General features: G+C 36.4%; 16 protein-coding genes. 1 reads left to right on the top strand and 15 read right to left on the bottom strand.

Going from position 1 to position 18,337, the window contains the following annotated elements; genetic code table 11:
* Positions 1 to 58 precede the first annotated feature (58 nt).
* The 8 genes from nuoF to aspS all read right to left on the bottom strand — a co-directional run bounded on the left by nuoF (position 59) and on the right by aspS (position 7,206).
* Positions 59 to 1,426 carry an NADH-quinone oxidoreductase subunit NuoF gene (nuoF, locus tag EKL97_RS02135; RefSeq protein WP_126553081.1) on the bottom strand — a complete coding sequence of 456 codons (1,368 nt, stop codon included), beginning with the start codon at positions 1,424 to 1,426 and terminating at the stop codon, positions 59 to 61.
* 1 nt (position 1,427) lies between these two features.
* Positions 1,428 to 1,958, bottom strand: coding sequence for a complex I 24 kDa subunit family protein (locus EKL97_RS02130; RefSeq protein ID WP_126515160.1), 531 nt, complete (start codon positions 1,956 to 1,958; stop codon positions 1,428 to 1,430).
* Positions 1,959 to 2,044: 86 nt separating this feature from the next.
* Complete coding sequence (locus EKL97_RS02125; RefSeq protein WP_126453972.1) at positions 2,045 to 3,283, bottom strand: NADH-quinone oxidoreductase subunit D; 1,239 nt, start codon at positions 3,281 to 3,283, stop codon at positions 2,045 to 2,047.
* A gap of 34 nt (positions 3,284 to 3,317) precedes the next feature.
* Positions 3,318 to 3,839 (bottom strand): NADH-quinone oxidoreductase subunit C, encoded by a 522-nt coding sequence (locus EKL97_RS02120; RefSeq protein WP_126458220.1) that lies wholly within the window; start codon positions 3,837 to 3,839, stop codon positions 3,318 to 3,320.
* 4 nt (positions 3,840 to 3,843) lie between these two features.
* Positions 3,844 to 4,392: an NADH-quinone oxidoreductase subunit B gene (locus EKL97_RS02115; protein WP_113664545.1), complete on the bottom strand. Its 549-nt coding sequence runs from the start codon at positions 4,390 to 4,392 to the stop codon at positions 3,844 to 3,846.
* 87 nt (positions 4,393 to 4,479) lie between these two features.
* Positions 4,480 to 4,845 (bottom strand): NADH-quinone oxidoreductase subunit A, encoded by a 366-nt coding sequence (locus tag EKL97_RS02110; RefSeq protein ID WP_126458217.1) that lies wholly within the window; start codon positions 4,843 to 4,845, stop codon positions 4,480 to 4,482.
* 288 nt (positions 4,846 to 5,133) lie between these two features.
* Positions 5,134 to 5,328 (bottom strand): cold-shock protein, encoded by a 195-nt coding sequence (locus EKL97_RS02105; protein WP_007137066.1) that lies wholly within the window; start codon positions 5,326 to 5,328, stop codon positions 5,134 to 5,136.
* A gap of 132 nt (positions 5,329 to 5,460) precedes the next feature.
* Positions 5,461 to 7,206, bottom strand: a complete 1,746-nt coding sequence (gene aspS / locus EKL97_RS02100) for an aspartate--tRNA ligase (RefSeq protein ID WP_126567963.1) — start codon at positions 7,204 to 7,206, stop codon at positions 5,461 to 5,463.
* 225 nt (positions 7,207 to 7,431) lie between these two features.
* On the opposite strand from aspS, the gene EKL97_RS02095 reads away from it, so the two are divergent.
* On the top strand, positions 7,432 to 7,776 hold the full coding sequence (locus EKL97_RS02095) for a toxin-antitoxin system YwqK family antitoxin (RefSeq protein ID WP_126515162.1): 345 nt from the start codon (positions 7,432 to 7,434) through the stop codon (positions 7,774 to 7,776).
* A gap of 536 nt (positions 7,777 to 8,312) precedes the next feature.
* Here the strand turns inward: EKL97_RS02095 and EKL97_RS02090 are convergent.
* From EKL97_RS02090 to EKL97_RS02060, 7 genes are all read right to left on the bottom strand, one after another.
* Positions 8,313 to 9,983 carry a sodium/sugar symporter gene (locus EKL97_RS02090; RefSeq protein ID WP_126458206.1) on the bottom strand — a complete coding sequence of 557 codons (1,671 nt, stop codon included), beginning with the start codon at positions 9,981 to 9,983 and terminating at the stop codon, positions 8,313 to 8,315.
* Between the two features lie 31 nt (positions 9,984 to 10,014).
* Positions 10,015 to 11,064, bottom strand: coding sequence for a galactose-1-phosphate uridylyltransferase (gene galT / locus EKL97_RS02085; protein ID WP_126567962.1), 1,050 nt, complete (start codon positions 11,062 to 11,064; stop codon positions 10,015 to 10,017).
* A gap of 3 nt (positions 11,065 to 11,067) precedes the next feature.
* Complete coding sequence (gene galK / locus EKL97_RS02080; protein ID WP_126567960.1) at positions 11,068 to 12,234, bottom strand: galactokinase; 1,167 nt, start codon at positions 12,232 to 12,234, stop codon at positions 11,068 to 11,070.
* A 74-nt stretch (positions 12,235 to 12,308) separates the two neighbouring features.
* Positions 12,309 to 13,502 carry an aldose epimerase family protein gene (locus tag EKL97_RS02075; protein ID WP_126567958.1) on the bottom strand — a complete coding sequence of 398 codons (1,194 nt, stop codon included), beginning with the start codon at positions 13,500 to 13,502 and terminating at the stop codon, positions 12,309 to 12,311.
* Between the two features lie 31 nt (positions 13,503 to 13,533).
* Positions 13,534 to 14,574 carry a family 43 glycosylhydrolase gene (locus EKL97_RS02070; RefSeq protein ID WP_126567957.1) on the bottom strand — a complete coding sequence of 347 codons (1,041 nt, stop codon included), beginning with the start codon at positions 14,572 to 14,574 and terminating at the stop codon, positions 13,534 to 13,536.
* A gap of 11 nt (positions 14,575 to 14,585) precedes the next feature.
* Entirely contained in the window at positions 14,586 to 16,403 is a 1,818-nt protein-coding gene (locus tag EKL97_RS02065; protein ID WP_126567955.1) for a glycoside hydrolase family 2 protein, read from the bottom strand.
* 182 nt (positions 16,404 to 16,585) lie between these two features.
* Positions 16,586 to 18,334 carry a sugar-binding protein gene (locus tag EKL97_RS02060; RefSeq protein ID WP_126567953.1) on the bottom strand — a complete coding sequence of 583 codons (1,749 nt, stop codon included), beginning with the start codon at positions 18,332 to 18,334 and terminating at the stop codon, positions 16,586 to 16,588.
* Positions 18,335 to 18,337: the final 3 nt, after the last annotated feature.

Raw genomic sequence — 18,337 nt, 5'->3', positions numbered from 1 at the left:
ATATTTAACTCCTACGGAGTATCTTAATTCTGAAATCAAAAAACGTTAATCCTTACTCTTAAATCATTTCTTTAGAAACTAAATGCTTTACTTTTTCAAAAGGTTCCGCAACAAAATGATCTCTATGTTTTATTTTTTCCGGGAAACGAATGTGGTATTCAAACTCGTCTCTAAAGTGCCGAATCGCCGCTGCCACTGGCCAAGCTGCCGCATCACCCAATGGGCAAATCGTGTTGCCTTCAATTTTACTTTGAATGCTCAACAACAAATCGATATCTTCTTCACGACCGTGACCATTTTCTATTCGGTGCAATACTTTTTCCATCCAGCCAGTTCCTTCACGACAAGGGGAACATTGTCCACAGCTTTCATGATGGTAAAAACGAGAGAAATTCCAAGTATTACGTACAATACATGAAGTATCATTATACACAATAAATCCACCTGATCCTAACATAGAACCGGTTGCAAATCCACCGTCACTTAACGATTCGTAGGACATTAAACGATCTTCACCGGCGGCAGTTTTATAAATCAAATGAGCAGGTAAAACGGGAACAGAACTTCCTCCCGGTACAAATGCTTTTAAAGGTCTGTCAGAACTCATTCCTCCTAAATATTCATCAGAATTCATGAATTCATAAACACTTAAACCCAATTCAATTTCATAAACACCCGGATTTTTAATATGCCCTGAAGCCGAAATTAATTTGGTCCCTGTAGAACGCCCAATACCAATTTTGGCATATTCTGCACCTGAATTATTAACAATCCACGGCACCGCGGCGATCGTCTCTACGTTATTCACCACCGTTGGATTAGCCCAAAGTCCTGAAATAGCAGGAAATGGTGGCTTGATGCGAGGATTTCCTCTTTTTCCTTCCAACGATTCTATCAATGCAGTTTCTTCGCCACAGATGTAAGCTCCGGCACCACAATGAACATATAGTTCTAAATCATAGCCTGAACCTAATATATTTTTACCCAAAAATCCAGCGGCTTTTGCTTCGTTAATGGCTCTTTCTAATATTTTATAAACCCACATATATTCTCCACGAATGTAGATGTAGGATAGGTTTGCACCCAAAGCATAACTGGAAGTGATCATTCCTTCAATCAACAAATGAGGAATAAATTCCATCAAATAACGATCCTTAAAAGTTCCTGGTTCTGATTCATCTGCATTACAAACTAAATGCCTTGGTTTTCCTGATTTTTTATCAATGAAACTCCACTTCATTCCTGCGGGAAAACCTGCCCCACCGCGACCTCGCAATCCGGAAGTTTTCACTTCTTCGACAACCTCGTCTGGCGTTAATGTTTTGATGGCTTTTTCTACTGAAGCATATCCACCATTCTGACGGTACACTTCGTAAGTTTTAATCCCCGGAATATTTATTTTATCTAATAATATTTTTTGTGACATATTATGTATCGTGTAAAACTATTGTATCATTTTTGCAATCTTCAATTAACTGGTCGATTTTTGCCACCGTCAAATGTTCTTTATAAAAGTCTCCTAATTGCATCATTGGAGCGTAACCACAAGCTCCTAAACATTCCACGCCTCTTACTTCAAAAAGACCATCTTGAGTAGTTTCACCTACTTTTACACCTAATTTTTCACAAGTGTAATCCATTAAATCCTCGACTCCGTTCAAACAACAAGGAGAGGTTTGGCAAAATTCGAACATGTATTTTCCAATTGGTCTTTGGTTGTACATCGTATAAAACGACACTACTTCGTACACTTCAATTGGTTTAATCAAAAGGATTTCGGCCACTTTATTCATTAATTCAATACTCAACCAATTCTCATGAGCGTCTTGAACTTCATGCAAAATAGGCAATAACGCCGATTTTCTTTTGTTTTCAGGATAATGACTAATCAATTCATTGATGCGAGACATCAAGACTTCAGTCATATTTATTTCTTGTTTGTGATACGTACGTTCCATTTTTTATTATTTCAAATTTTGAATGCTAAATTTTTAATGTTTTTTAACTTTTATTCAAAATTTATAATTCATCTTTTATAATTTCATTAAGCGTCTAATTCTCCGGCAATAACATTTAAACTTGATAAAATAACAATTGCATCTGAAAGCAAGGCTCCTTTTATCATTTCTGGATAGGCTTGGTAATAGATAAAACAAGGTCTGCGAAAATGCAATCTGTACGGCGTCCGACTTCCATCAGTAACCAAGTAAAAACCAAGTTCTCCATTACCTCCTTCTACCGGGTGATACACCTCAGCAACCGGAACCGGAACTTCACCCATTACAATTTTGAAATGGTAAATCAAGGATTCCATATTGTTGTACACATCCTCTTTAGGCGGAAGGTAATAATCCGGGACATCCGCATGGAACTCGTTGCCTTCTGGCATTTTTTCCAATGCCTGACGAATAATACTCAAACTTTCCCAAACTTCAGCGTTACGAACACAGAAACGATCATATGTATCGCCTGATTTTCCCACCGGAACAATAAAATCAAAATCTTCGTAAGAAGAATAGGGTTGCGCAACACGAATATCGTAATCAACACCGGTAGCCCGTAAGTTAGGACCGGTAAATCCGTATGCCATAGCTTGCTCAGCCGATATAGCGCCAACATTTACAGTTCTGTCAATAAAAATTCTATTTCTTTCGAATAAGTTTTCAAATTCTTTCCAAGCGGCTGGAAAATCAGCTAAAAAAACATCTAATTTTCTAAAGGCTTCTGGCGACCAATCTCTTTCGAAACCACCAATTCTTCCCATATTGGTAGTCAAACGAGCCCCGCAAATTTCTTCGTATATTTCGTATACTTTTTCTCTAAATTGGAAAACATACAAAAAACCGGTATAGGCGCCGGTATCGACACCAAGGATTGAATTACAAATAATGTGATCCGTAATTCTCGCCAACTCCATTACTATAACTCTTAAATATTGTGCTCTTTTAGGAACTTCAATATCTAATAATTTTTCTAATGTCATCCACCAACCCATGTTATTGATAGGCGACGAACAATAATTCATTCTGTCCGTGAGGGGAGTGATTTGGTAAAAAGGTCTGTTTTCAGCGATTTTTTCAAAAGCTCTGTGGATGTAACCAATGGTTGGTTCCGCCTCCAGAATTCGCTCTCCATCCATCAACAGGATATTTTGAAAAATACCGTGAGTCGCAGGATGCGTAGGCCCTAAATTCAATATAGAAAGCTCGCTTCCATCTTCATTTAACTGGGCTGCAATTCTTTTAGCATAGCGATGCTCTGGGGATAATAATAGTTCTGACATTTATTTAATGTGAAAAATTATAATTGTTTTTTTTTTAATAATTGTCGGTTGTTCTACCAAAGAAACGGTCATCTTTATCCGTTCTTCCGCTGTCTTCCATTGGGAATTCCTTTCGCATTGGAAAAGAAATCATTTCGTCCATATTCAAGATACGTTTCAATTGCGGATGACCAATAAAATTTATCCCATAAAAATCATACGTTTCTCTTTCCATCCAGTTTGAACTTAGGAAAATACTTGATATCGATTTTATTTCAGGGGTTTCACCATTGATAAACACTTTGATTTTAATTCTTTTGTTTTCGTACCAATTGTGTAAATGATATACTACCGCAAATTGATGTTCTACATCATTATCTGGGTAATGAATTCCACACAGATCAGTTAAAAAATGAAAACGCAATATGGGATCATTTTTTAAAAAAAGAATCACCGCAGTAATTTTGTCCGCAGTAACTTCAAATGAAAATATATCTCTCTCTTGATTGAATTCAAAAACAGCTGAATCAAATGTCTCAACTAATTTCTCTTGGATTTGTATCGTTTCTAGCGCCATTCTTTTATTTGATATTATACGAAGCTAATAATTCTTGGTATTCCGGGGAACTTCTTCTTCTTACGGATTCAGTTCGAACCAACTCTTGTAATTTCATAACTCCGTCAACAATTTGCTCCGGTCTTGGCGGACAACCCGGAACATAGACATCGACCGGTATCACTTTATCAATTCCCTGCAAAACAGAATAGGTGTCAAAAATCCCTCCAGAGGAAGCGCAAGCACCAACGGCTATTACCCAACGAGGCTCTGCCATTTGCTCATATACCTGACGCAAAATAGGGGCCATTTTTTTTGAAATCGTTCCCATTACCATTAACATATCGGCCTGGCGCGGAGAGAAACTCACTCGCTCTGAGCCAAATCGAGCCAAATCATAATGCGAAGCCATTGTTGCCATAAACTCTATACCGCAACAAGAGGTTGCAAAAGGTAATGGCCATAATGAATTAGCACGAGCCATACCCACAACATCATTCAGTTTTGTAGCGAAGAAACCTTCTCCTACAACTCCTTCGGGTGGCGCTACCATATTTATTTTAGAATCACTCATCTTTTATTATTTTGAATTACAAATTTTGAATTGTAAATTATAATGAAACCATTTAAAATTTAAAATTCAGCATTTAAAAATAAATTTTTATTCCCACTCTAACGCTTTCTTTTTGATGATATAGAAAAACCCTATCAAAAGCAAAGACATAAAAATCACCATCTTTACCATTCCTTCCATTCCTAATTCTTTGAAATTGACTGCCCAGGGATACAGAAAAATTACCTCCACATCAAACAAAACAAACAATATGGCTACTAGAAAATATTTAACAGAAAATGGAATTCTGGCATTTCCTACCGATTCAACACCGCATTCAAAGTTTTTATCTTTCGCTTCTGAAGATCTTTTAGGCCCTAATTTACCAGAAATTATTATGGTGCCTACAACAAATCCCACCGCTAAAACTAACTGCATTAAAATTGGGATATAACTTAATTGATCGGATTGCATGGTTGTGGTTTTTTTAAATAAATATAAATGACAAAGATACCCTTCAAATTATTAAATAGCAATGAAAACTTAAAAATACATGGCTACTATATCGATGTAAATTTACAATTTTTATTAATTATAAATAACAAAAAATATTTATCTTGTGATGTGTTTAACATCCCAAGGGTTTAACAAAGTCAAATATCAGTAGTCTTTTTGAATACTACGCTTTGGTGCAAAAAAAAACGTTCCGATAAATATCGGAACGTTTTAAACATTCGTAGGCAAAAAAATTAATTTTTATGCTTAGATCACTGCTACTTTCGCAGCAACTTTTCCTTTTCTTCCTTCTTCTTCTTCATAGCTAACTCTATCCCCTTCGCGTAATTCTTCCGCGTTGATTCCTGATGCATGAACAAAAATGTCTTTTCCTGTTTCTTCGTCTGTAATGAACCCGTAACCTTTAGATTCATTGAAAAATTTAACTGTACCTGTACGCATTGTAATAGTAATAATAATTTATAATGGAGCAAATGTAATATTTAATATAATACGAAATACGATGTTGTGTTTTTATTTTGCAAAAATATTGACATTCAACGTTTTCTAACGAATTTTATCGACAAACTACAATTACGCTAACTTTATATGCAGCTCTTTTAACTGTGATTCGTCAATTTTAGACGGAGCATCAATCATAACATCCCTGCCCGAATTATTTTTTGGAAAGGCAATAAAGTCTCTAATGGTTTCCTGTCCGCCAAGAATGGCTACTAAACGGTCCAATCCAAAAGCCAATCCTCCGTGTGGCGGTGCGCCAAACTGAAATGCATCCATCAGGAATCCAAATTGCACTTTTGCATCTTCCGCTGTGAAGCCTAAATATTTGAACATTAATTCCTGTGTTGCTTTATCATGGATACGTATTGAACCACCACCAATTTCATTTCCATTCAAAACCATATCATACGCATTGGCACGAACTTTCCCTGGATCGGTTTCCAGTAAGTGCATATCTTCCGGCTTAGGAGATGTAAAAGGATGATGCATGGCATGGTAACGGCCACTTTCCTCGTCAAACTCTAATAAAGGAAAATCAACCACCCACAACGGAGCAAATTCAGCTGGATTTCGCAATCCTAAACGAGTGGCGAGTTCCATACGCAACGCACTTAACTGCGTTCGCGTTTTATCAGTAGGACCAGAAAGCACAAAAATCATATCTCCGGGTTTTGCTCCGGTGATTTTTGCCCACTGTGCTAAATCGTCTTGATCGTAAAATTTGTCAACGGATGATTTATAGGTTCCATCTTCATTGCATTTTACATACACCATTCCGGATGCACCCACTTGAGGACGCTTCACCCAGTCAATTAATCCATCAATTTCTTTGCGGGTATAGCTCCCAACTCCCGGAACTGCAATTCCAACCACAAATTCCGCCGCATTAAAAACTGGGAATTCTTTGTGTTGTGCTACTTCATTTAATTCCCCAAACTCCATTCCGAAACGAATGTCCGGCTTGTCATTTCCGTAGGTCTTCATAGCATATTCATAGGTAATTCTTGGAAATTTTTCTACTTCAATACCTTTTATTTCTTTTAATAAATGTCTGGTCAGTCCTTCGAAAACATTCAAAATATCTTCTTGTTCCACAAAAGCCATTTCACAATCAATTTGTGTAAACTCCGGCTGTCTGTCTGCTCGCAAATCTTCATCTCGGAAACATTTTACGATTTGGAAATATTTATCCATTCCGCCCACCATCAATAATTGTTTGAACGTTTGCGGGGATTGTGGCAATGCGTAAAATTGCCCTTCATTCATTCTGGAAGGCACCACAAAATCTCTGGCTCCCTCTGGAGTAGACTTGATCAAATAAGGAGTTTCTACTTCACAGAAATCCAAATCCGAAAGATATTTACGCACTTCCATCGCTACTTTATGACGAAACATCAAACTGTTTTTCACTGGATTTCTTCGGATATCAAGGTAACGGTATTTCATTCGGATATCTTCGCCACCATCCGTTTCGTCTTCAATAGTAAAAGGAGGCGTGAGAGAAGCATTCAAAATAGTAAGTTCCGTTACTAAAATTTCTATCGCTCCCGTTGGGATATTATTATTTTTGGCTTCGCGCTCAATAACAGTACCTTTTACTTGAATCACAAATTCACGACCAAGGGTTTTAGCTCTTTCAAAAACTGTTTTATCCGAACGACCTTCGTCAAAAATTAATTGCGTAATTCCATAACGGTCGCGCAAATCAACCCAGTTCATAAATCCCTTATCACGTGATTTTTGCACCCAACCGGCAAGTGTAACTTCGGTGTTAATGTGTGAGGCGTTCAACTCGCCACAGTTATGACTTCTATACATGTTCTAAATTTTTGATTATTTTGCCCTTTGGACATGGCTGCAAATTTAGGACTAATTATGAATAATGAATTGAGAAATACGAAATTTTAGTAATGAGTAACGCAAGGCACTTCGTAAAAATGTTAAATTTTATTCTAATGTTACTAAATTGTTAAGTAAAAGTTTTTTTATTGTAAAATAATTTATATATTTGTTAAGCTAATATGAATTTTAAAACCCAAAACCATGAAAAAATATATAATATTAACCGCACTGCTTTTTTCAGGAATAGCATTCGCTCAAGAAAATAATCCAAAATTAGAAGCTCTAGGTGATTTAGTAAAAACAACTTACTACTTTGAAAATGGAAAAGTACAACAAGAAGGCTTCTTTAAAAATGGAAAATTGGAAGGAATCTGGACTGCGTACGACACAAATGGTAATAAACTATCTGTTGCTATTTATGAAAATGGAGAAAAAACTGGAAAATGGCTTTTTTGGAATGGCAATAATTTAAACGAAGTAGACTATTCTGACAGCAGAATTGCTTCCGTAAAAACTTGGAAACAAGAAGCATTAGTAACCAACTAAAAAAACCTCAACAACTATAAAAGCTTTCGTTACTCCGAAGGCTTTTTTTTGTGCCTTATATATTTTTGGGTTAATACATCTTTAAAGTTTTGTCTCATCTAATAAAAAAATGGACACGAAAAATTAAACTAAAAATATAACGTTTCTTCGGGAAATAATCAGTCCTAAATTAAAAAAGTCCTTATAGCCATTAGGTCTAATTTTTAAACCTCACTCCGACTTCGCTCTGTGCTGGCTAGAAATATCGATTTTATAATTCCGGTAGGCCTGTCACTTTTTTTAGAGAAAACCAAATCTATGTGACCCAATACCACAGAAGGACTGGCGAAGCAACCTAATAATTGTGCTATCTGGCTCTTTTTTCTATGTTTTTATTAGATGTCTTTTTTATTTAAGATTAATTGAAGTTTTTATGGATTCATAACTAATGGATTTGAATCGTTTTTATGATCCTCAATACACTTTTTTAAACAACAAAAAAGCGATGAATTCAATAGAAATTGAACGCATCGCTTTTTTTGAATCTAAAACATTATCTACCAAAAAATAGTGTAAAACGCTGCAATAATCGAAAGAACAATCAACATGCCTACGGTAAAACCTGGTGACATTTTAAACATGGTACGATCAATTTCCAGACCATTAGTTTTAACGCCTCGCGCTGTTTCATACATACTGATGCTGTACATCCCGATGACACAAATTAAGAAAACAAATCCCATGCGATCAATAAAAGGAATTTCATAGACACCATTCCCATTTGGAACTGAAAAACCGGAAGAATGAAGGAACGATAAATCTACAAAAGCCGGCATGAATTTAAACAGAATAGAAAACATAAATCCACCAATTGTTGCAAACAAAGCCGCGTTAGAAGTTGTTTTTTTCCAAAAGAATCCTAAAATAAACATAGCGAAAACGCCCGGACTTACAAAACCTGTATATTCCTGAATGTATTGAAATCCTCCTTTTTTATCAATTCCAAGAAAAGGCGCTACTACAACTGCAATTAACATCGCCGCTACAATTGCTTTCTTCCCCACATTAACTAATGTCTTTTCATCGGCATGCACATTCAATTTGGTTTTGTAAATATCCAACGTAAAAATAGTAGCGATACTATTCGCTTTTCCGGCCAATGACGCTACAATCGCCGCAGTCAAAGCAGCAAATGAAAGTCCTTTTAGGCCCACAGGAAGCAAATTTAACAAAACCGGATACGCACGATCAGGATTTACTGTACCATCTTGCAACATTTCAGCGCCAAAATGCCCGTTCTGATACAATACAAAAGCAGCTATTCCGGGCAAAACAACAATTATAGGCATTAGCAATTTCAAGAAAGCAGCAAACAAAATTCCATTTCTCGCCGTTTTTAAATCCGCCCCCAACGCACGTTGTGTAATGTATTGGTTACATCCCCAATAATTTAAATTGATGATTAACATTCCTCCTATCAAAACTGACAATCCTGGTAAATCCATATAATTAGGATTCGTTTTTTCAAAAATCATGTGAAAATGGTCGTTTGCATGAGTCGTCATCAAATTGAACCCATTTATAACTCCCGTAGAACCAAATTCTTCGGCAACTAAATTCAATGCTAAATAAGTAGTAACCAATCCACCCAAGATCAAAAAGAAAACTTGAATCACATCCGTATACCCAATCACTTTCATTCCGCCCAGCGTAATCATCACCGCAAAAAACGCTAAGAAAATCATACACAAAGTAATATCCAGACCAGAAATGCTGCTTATCGCCAAAGCGCCCAAATACAATATAGAAGTAAGATTGACCAAGACATACAACAACAACCAAAAAACAGCCATAATCATAGCAACATTACTGTTATACCTTTGATTCAGGTATTGCGGCATGGTGAAAATTTTATTTTTCAAGTATACCGGAATAAAGAAAATAGCAACGATAATCAAGGTAAAAGCTGCCATCCATTCATACGTAGCAATCGCCAGTCCCATTTTAAAACCACTTCCACTCATTCCTATAAATTGCTCCGCACTAATATTACTGGCAATTAATGATGCGCCTATGGCCCACCAAGTAAGCGATCCTTCTGCTAAGAAATAATCTTTACTGCTCGTTTCTTCTTTCTTTTTCTTTCTGTAAATCCATATTCCATAACTGACAATCAGGATGAAATAGAAGAAAAAGACAATATAATCTTGGATTGCTAAAGTTTGCATTGGTTAAATGTATTTAGTTATTGGTTAATGGTTATCTATTTTTATAATGTACATTTGATTGCGCTCTTAAAACGGCTGCACTTTTCTCCGCCGTGATGTCCCTTTGCGATTCACCCATCATTTCATACCCTACCATAAATTTCTTTACGGTTGCAGACCGCAATAACGGTGGATAAAAATGCATGTGAAAATGCCATTCCGGATGCAATTCTCCGTCTGTTGGCGACTGATGAATTCCGGATGAATATGGAAAAGATGTTTCAAAAAGGTTATCGTATTTGGTTGTCAAATGTTTTAAAATAATTGCAAAATCCGTCACTTCGGTTTCCGTGAAATCAGTTATTTTACTCACATTTCGTTTGCTGACAATCATAGTTTCGTAGGGCCAAATCGCCCAAAAAGGGACTAATGCCACGAAATGATCATTCTCAACAACAATGCGCTCGTCCAGTTTCATTTCTTCTTGTAAGTAATCCTGAAAAAGTGTTGTGTTGTGTTTATCAAAATACGTTTTTAGATTTTTTTGCGTTTTTTCCACTTCGGTGGGCAAAGAAGATTGGGCCCAAATTTGTCCGTGCGGATGCGGATTGCTGCACCCCATCACACTTCCTTTATTTTCAAAAATCTGAACGTGGTTGATGTACGCCACATTACCCAAATCCATATATTCTTTTTGCCAGGTACGAATGATGTTTTCAATCGCTTCGGCCGGCATTTCTGGCAATGTCAAATTATGTTTTGGCGAAAAGCACACCACACGAGAAATTCCTCTTTCGGGTGTAGCTTTAAAAAAAGTCTCTTTCTTGTTCTCTTCAAAAGCAATTTCGTCTTGCTTTAAAGCGGCAAAATCATTTTCAAAAACAAAAGAACTTTCATAATCCGCATTGACCATTCCATTCGCTCTAACATTTCCTGGACACAAATAACAAGTCGGGTCATATTCCGGCAAGGCATCCGGAGATATTGTTTCATTTTGTCCTTGCCAAGGACGTTTCGAACGGTGTGGAGAAACCAGCACCCATTCGTTGATTAACGGATTATAACGTCTGTGCGGATCTTCGTTGATATCAAAATTTTTCATTTATTAAGCAGTGTAAAGTGATGTTCCATTTCCGATTTTAACATCATAAATTTTTAATTCTATTCCAAATTTATCTAAATAAAGAGTAGAAAGCTGCTGTTTAATTCGCTCTTCTTGTCCTTTTTTAATCAAATTAATGGTACAACCACCAAAACCGCCGCCCATTAATCGAGAGCCTATCACTGATCTGTCCTCTTTCACCGTGTGTACTAAAAAATCCAATTCGGCGCAACTCACTTCATAATCCAATGATAATCCTTCGTGCGTACTGAACATTAGCTGTCCTAAAACTTCAATGTTTCCATCATCCAAAGCGTCACAAGCCAGTTTCACGCGATTCATTTCTTTCACTACAAAAAGGCTCCTTTTGAAAACATTCGCAGACATTTTATCTTTTAGACTCCAAACGTCCTCTTCTTTACAATCTCTAAAACTACTAATTTCCGGGAAATAAGCACTAATTATCGATATTCCTTCTTCACATTCTTTCCGTCTGGTATTGTAAGCCGAGCTAAACAAGGAATGTTTGACATTACTATCGAATAAAACTAAGGAGTAATCACTAAAATTAGCATTATGGTATTCATATTCTAATGTCCTGCAATCAATTTTTATGACTTTGTTTTCAAGACCCATTACACTGGAAAACTGGTCCATAATTCCGCAATTGATTCCCACCCAATGTTCTGCTTTTTGTCCCATAAGCGCAATATCAATGGGTTTAATTTTAAAATTGAACAGTTCATTTAAACCATACAAAAAGCCACATTCTAAAGCCGCCGAAGATGACAAACCGGAACCAACCGGAATATTACTGCTGAAAACACAATTGAAACCCTCCACGGAATAACCGTTCCTTTTCAATTGATTCAAAACACCACGCAGGTAATTTGTCCATACACTATCCGTCTGATTTTGTTCTTCGTTTGTATAAACTTCGAACTCATCATTCAAATCTATAGCCACAATTTTAGCGGTATCCGAATTGTTTTTTTCAAAAGCAAAACAAATAATTTTATCGATGGCTGCCGGCAAAACAAAACCATCGTTGTAATCAATGTGCTCTCCTATAATATTGATTCTGCCCGGGGAAAGAACAATTTTTTGTGGTTCAGTTCCAAAACTTTTTTCAAAGAAAGCAATGGTATTTTTTATTAATAAATCGTTCATTTTCTTAAAATTATTGTTATTTTGAAATTGTTAACGAAAATAGAATTATAAATGTTTTTTTCATTTGAGCTGTTTTAGAATTCGTCTTGTTTACGAATGGAAAATTGATAATACGAAACAGTTTGGTATTTTTTTCCTGGTTTCAACGTAATCGATGGGAAACTAGGTTGATTAGGTGCATCCGGAAAATGTTGTGTTTCTAGTGCGAAAGCCGTTCTGAAATCATCTTTTGCTCCCGACTTAAACGTGTTTTTACCTTGCATAAAGTTTCCGCTGTAAAACTGAATCCCAGGCTCTGCAGTATAAATATCCATAGAAATCCCTGATTGGTCTCCGGTAATGGTTGCGGCATGATTCATCCCTTTTTTGATGGTTCCGTTAAGAACAAAATTATGGTCGTATCCTTTCCCGAATTTTAATTGATCGTTGGTCATTTCAATGCGTTCTCCAATAGTATGCTTTTCAAGAAAATCGAAAGGAGTTTGGGCAACGTCTTCTAACTTTCCTGTTGGAATTAAACCAGTATTTACAGGCGTGTATTTATTGGCAAATAATTGTAATTCATGATTCAAAACGCTTCCACTGCCTTCTCCGTTTAAATTAAAAAAAGCATGATTGGTCAAATTGACAACCGTAGTTTTATCAGTGGTGGCCTCGTATTCCATTTTTAAAGTTTTGTCAGCCGTAATGGAGTAGGTCACTTTTATTTCTAGTTTTCCTGGAAACCCTTGTTCCATATCGGGAGAAGTATAGGTTAAGACTAAAGTATGGTTATCTATTTTTTCCGCATTCCAAACCACATCTTGGAACCCTTTTTTTCCGCCATGCAGTGCATTTTCTCCGTTATTTAAAGGAACATTGTATTCTTTTCCTTCCAAAGTAAATTTTCCTTTAGCAATTCGGTTTCCAACTCTGCCGATTGTAGCTCCAAAATAAGGTTCTGTTGATTTTTGAAATCCGGTAATGCTGTTCATTCCAACCACAACATCAGTGAGCTTTCCGTTTTTATCCGCTACCCATAATCCTACTAATCGTCCCCCGTAATTAGTGAAAGCTGCTTTCAAACCTTTGTTTTCAATCCAATATAAAGTTGTTTTTTTGTGGTCTATCTCCGCTTCAAAATTTTTAGTTTCTAAAAAAGTTTGAGCTGAATCAGCAGTCGTTTCTTGATTCATTTCTTTTTGAGTTGAATTATTGTTTTTATTTTCTTTGCAGGAAACCTGAAATACAGCAAGAATAAGGACTGTGTAAATCTGAATTTTTTTCATTGTTTTAAATTTATATCGTTTTAATAAAAAACTATTCGGCGGGAATTTCTAATTTCGTTCCTTCACTAACAGGTTCTCCAAACACAGGAAATCCATTCGAATCCCAATTTATTTTTTGCATTCTTGGAGCTCTTTTATTTCCGCAGCCTTCTCCGGGATTAGAATTTGCATGGTACAAAATCCAGTCTTCTTTTCCGTTTGGAGATTTGAAAAACGAATTGTGTCCAGGAGCAAAAACCTGATTTTTTACAGATTGTTGGAATAATGGTTTCTCTGTTTTTACCCAAGAAGAAGCTTCCCGTAAATCTCCATTTCCTTGAAAATGCAACAAGCCCAAAGCATAAAAATCAGTCCAACAGCCGCTGGCGGAATACACAATAAATACCTTGTCGTCGTGCATTAAAAACTGCGGACCTTCATTGACATTCACTTGAGGCGGATTATTCGGGTCGTTTAAAGCACCGTGTGTTTCCCAATCAAATGTTGGTAACGAAATTAAAACCCGATCGCCTTCTATTTCACAAGGATTTTTCATTTTTGCGATATAGATATTCTGCTGTCCGTTAGTGTCGCCTTCCCATCCGGCCCAAATCATGTAAAGACTGTTTTTATAGTTGAATACATTTCCGTCAATGGCCCATTTATCAGTTTTTGCGGCTATTTTTCCTTTGAATTCCCATGTGCCTTTAAAAGGATCATCCGATTTATTTTCTAAAACGTACATTCTATGAGTCGCATTATCTCCATTGTCTGCAGCAAAATAGACGTACCATTTGCCATTGATAATATGAAATTCCGGTGCCCAAATATCTGCGGAATAGTCCGTGTTTTTTGGTGCTGTCCAAATGGTTTTGCTCTCCGCATTTTTTAAATCAGCTAGACTTTTTGTTTTCCATAAAACCAACTTATTTTGCAACGTATGGGTGTAATAATAATAGCCATTATAATACGTGCTGTAAGGATCTGCACCAGATGGCAAAATAGGGTTTGTAAAGGTTTCTTGTTGCGAATAGGCTTCTGAATTACAGCCCGAGGCAATAATGTATACAATCAGTATTAAATATTTTTTCATTTCAATAGCTTTTAGTTCGATTGATGATTTAGAGCATCGATAACTTCTTTGTTGATAGCGCTTACTTTTTCGAAATCCATTTTATCCACTTTTCTGTCGTAGGTCATAAATCCATTTACTTCTCCTTCTACGTCAGTTGTTTGCGTATAGACTGCAGCAGAAAATCCAGTTTTGACTAATTTTTTCAACTCCTTGGCATACTTGATATATTCATTGGTTACTTCTGTAGCGTTTTTGAACTTGATATAACCCCAATTGTCGTTTGCTCTCCACAAATGGTCTTCCAGAGGCAATCCTATTCCGCCATATTCACCCAGAACGGTAATTCTTCGGGCATCATAAAGATACAATTCAGGGCCGGGATAATTGTGTAAATCCAATATGTCTCCCGTCTGAAAATGATTTCCTCCGCTGGATGAATTAACTAATCGACTTGGATCGTGATTCTTGGTCCACTCGGTAATTTCGACCGTTTTAAATTGTCCCCAAGCCTCATTAAAAGGCACCCAAACGACAATACTTGGATACGAATACAAATGGTCCATGATCTCTTTCCATTCTTTTTTATAAATTACTTCCGATTTAGGAGTTCTTTGCAATTCAGTACCTTCAAAATATTTTTTATTTTGCCATAAAGGCTGCTCGTCACCACTTGGCATATCTTGCCATACCAAAATCCCAAGCTCATCACAATGCGTATACCAACGTTCCGGTTCTACTTTGACATGCTTGCGAATCATATTAAAACCTAATTCTTTGGTCTTAACAATATCATATTTTAAAGCTTCATCGGTAGGAGCAGTGTACAATCCGTCTGGCCACCAACCTTGATCTAAAGGCCCGAATTGAAAATAATCTTTGTTGTTTAATTGCATTCTAAGCACACCATTTGCATCTCTTTTAGAGCCAATTTTTCGCATTGCAAAATAACTTTTTACCTGATCGACAACTTTTCCATTGCTGATTAATTTTACATTGGTTTTGTATAAAAAAGGAGATTCTGGAGACCATAATTTTGGATTATTTAAAACAATTTCTAAGTTTTCTCCAACGGAAGCTTTCCCGCTTGCAATTGTTTTTGAATCATCATAAACAATCACTTCGATTACATCGCCATAACTTGCTCCGGGAACTTCGGGTTTTATATTAATTACATTCTGATCAATATCTGGTGTGGTTTTGATAGTTGTAATATTCTTTTTATATACAGGTTCGATCCAAACTGTCTGCCAAATTCCCGTAACTGGCGTGTACCAGATTCCTTCCGGGTTTTTAACTTGTTTTCCTCTTGGTTGTGGTCCTTCATTGGAAGGATCCCAAACTTTTACTGTTAACTGTTGTGTTTTTCCGGTTATAAAAGGTGTTATATCAAAAGAAAATGGAGTATATCCACCAGTATGTGAACCAATTTTAACGCCATTCAACCACACTTCGGTTTTCCAATCGACTGCGCCAAAATGCAACAAAATATTCTGGCCCTTCCAATTGGATTCTAAATTGAAAGTGGTGTTGTACCAAAGTTCATTTTTAGCACCCACTTCTTTCATCACACCAGATAAACTGGATTCTACTGCAAATGGCACTAAAATTTGGCCGTCATATTTTGCAGGAGCTGATTTCCCAACTTCTTGAATAGCGTAGTTCCATAATCCGTTTAGGTTTTTCCATTCCTTGCGTTCCATTATCGGACGGGGATATTCAGGAAGTACCTGTTTTGGATTTACTTTATTCGCCCATTCTGTTTTTATTTTTTCTCCAGCCGGTTTCCATTGCGCAGATAATGATAATCCTAAGCATAAAAAGAGAAGTACTGTTGCATTTTTTTTCATTGGTATCTAATTTATTTTGGCGCACCTCATTAAAATTGACGTGCTATTTTTCTATTTCTGTTACTAAGAAATTACCAGACTATTTAAAAACAGCCCGGTAATTAAACAAACCTAACTCAACTAACCTGCCTTTCGTGACGTTTTAAACTTTTAAAACCGTCCCTATTTTTTACCTATTTTTATTAATTTCCCAATTTTAAAGTGGACCAAGAATACGGTTTGTCACTATTATTGGTCGCAATATTTTCAGTATAATTACTTGTTCCTTTTTCTCTAAGTTCTATGTTGTAGCCTATTCTGGTTTTTTTTGCAGATATTCCGCCTAATACGGCCCACGGCATTTTGACTTCTATTCGATAACCGTTTGAAGTTTTAACCGTCGTTGCTTCAATTCCTTGCGGACTCTCTAATTTTTTCCATTTGCTGTTTTCTCCCTCATATATCGAAAACAGATTGGATTGCCCTAATTCCAGTTTAAAAATGGAATTTCCCGGGCCAATTAAACTTTTATTTTTAGGGTCTAAATACAAATTCAAACCATCACTTCCGGTTAAGGCATCTGTACTTACAATTTGGCTGTCTTTCACTTGTGCAAAAGCATATAAAAATTCGGTGTCGTACGTAAAATTGGCTTCTAATTGAGTGCTGCTTTTTTGACCAATGAAAACTGGACTTTCTTTTTGCCAAACCACTTCATTGTTTAGCCCGTCAATTACGGCTGTTTCTTTTGTGGCATTAATTTCGGGTAAAACACGTCCTTTTATCATCCAAATTTGGGATGAATTTGAAAATTGATTCGTAGTGGTTAAAGCTATAACGGTATCGTCATCTAAAACAGCAATACTGTTCCATAAAGCCGATTTTCTGATGGAAAGTATAAAAGGAGTAGATTTTCTGTTGAAATTTTTAGCGTCATTAGTTCCAATAACCACTTTCATATCGGCATTATTAATATCGTTTGTTGTTCTGTTTTCAGTTCCTTGGTAGGACATCAAAACTTCTCCAGTGCTAATTTGGGACAGATACGGAGCGCCTGCATAAACGGGGTTACTCAAGACTTCTTCCAAAGCATAATTTCTATTATTGCTATTTGCATCGACTGGTTGCTTCCAGTTTTCTGTAATTGAATTCCGAATGATATACGGTTTAAATTGATTCTCAATGCCATTATCTTCAATAGAAAAAACAATTTCAGTTTGATTTTTTAGTAGAATTGGAGAGGGCATTCCATCTCTTTTTCCGGCTCTGAAACTCACAATTTCTGGTATTGTTGACCATGCTAATCCATTATCTGATGAACGGATCAGGGAAATATTTTGCTCATTAGAATTGCGGTACACATTTTCATTGGAAAAAAACAATTGAATTTCTCCACTCGGAATTTGTAACGCTGAAGGTTCCCAACAGCCATTTTCAAAATCAGAACTGGCTTCATATACGAGTCGATTTTCCTTCCAAGTCAAACCTCCGTCATAACTTTTAATCGTATTGATAGAAAATTTCACAGTACCGTTCCCTGCAATTGGTCTTGGATTGTAACAAATCAAAATAGAATTATCCTTTAATTGTAAAATATCCGGCGTGGTCATATTCACCGAAGCATTTCCGGAAACTACTGTAATGGGTGCGCTCCAAGTACCGCCAAAATCAGAACTTGTTTTCACTAAAATCGCTCCGCCGGATTCATAAGTACACATTAATTTCTTGTCATTTAGCTGTACTAATCTGGCGTATCCATTGTAATCTGTGCTGTTTTTATCCGAAACCAGAATTAAAGAGTTGTAATCCCAAGCAATTCTGATGCCTTCCACAGCTGGTTTGGAAGTAATGTTTTCTACAACGGGTTTTTCGTCATTTCCATCCGGAGAGTCACTACAAGAAAGTAACGGGATGAAAATAAGCCCTAGAAATGCATAATTTATTTTTTTCATTTT

The sequence above is a fragment of the Flavobacterium sp. LS1P28 genome, assembly GCF_003970335.1.
In the GTDB taxonomy this organism is placed as follows: domain Bacteria; phylum Bacteroidota; class Bacteroidia; order Flavobacteriales; family Flavobacteriaceae; genus Flavobacterium.
The sequence above is the reverse complement of the archived record's forward strand: the minus strand, read 5'-3'. Positions and strand labels throughout refer to the sequence as shown.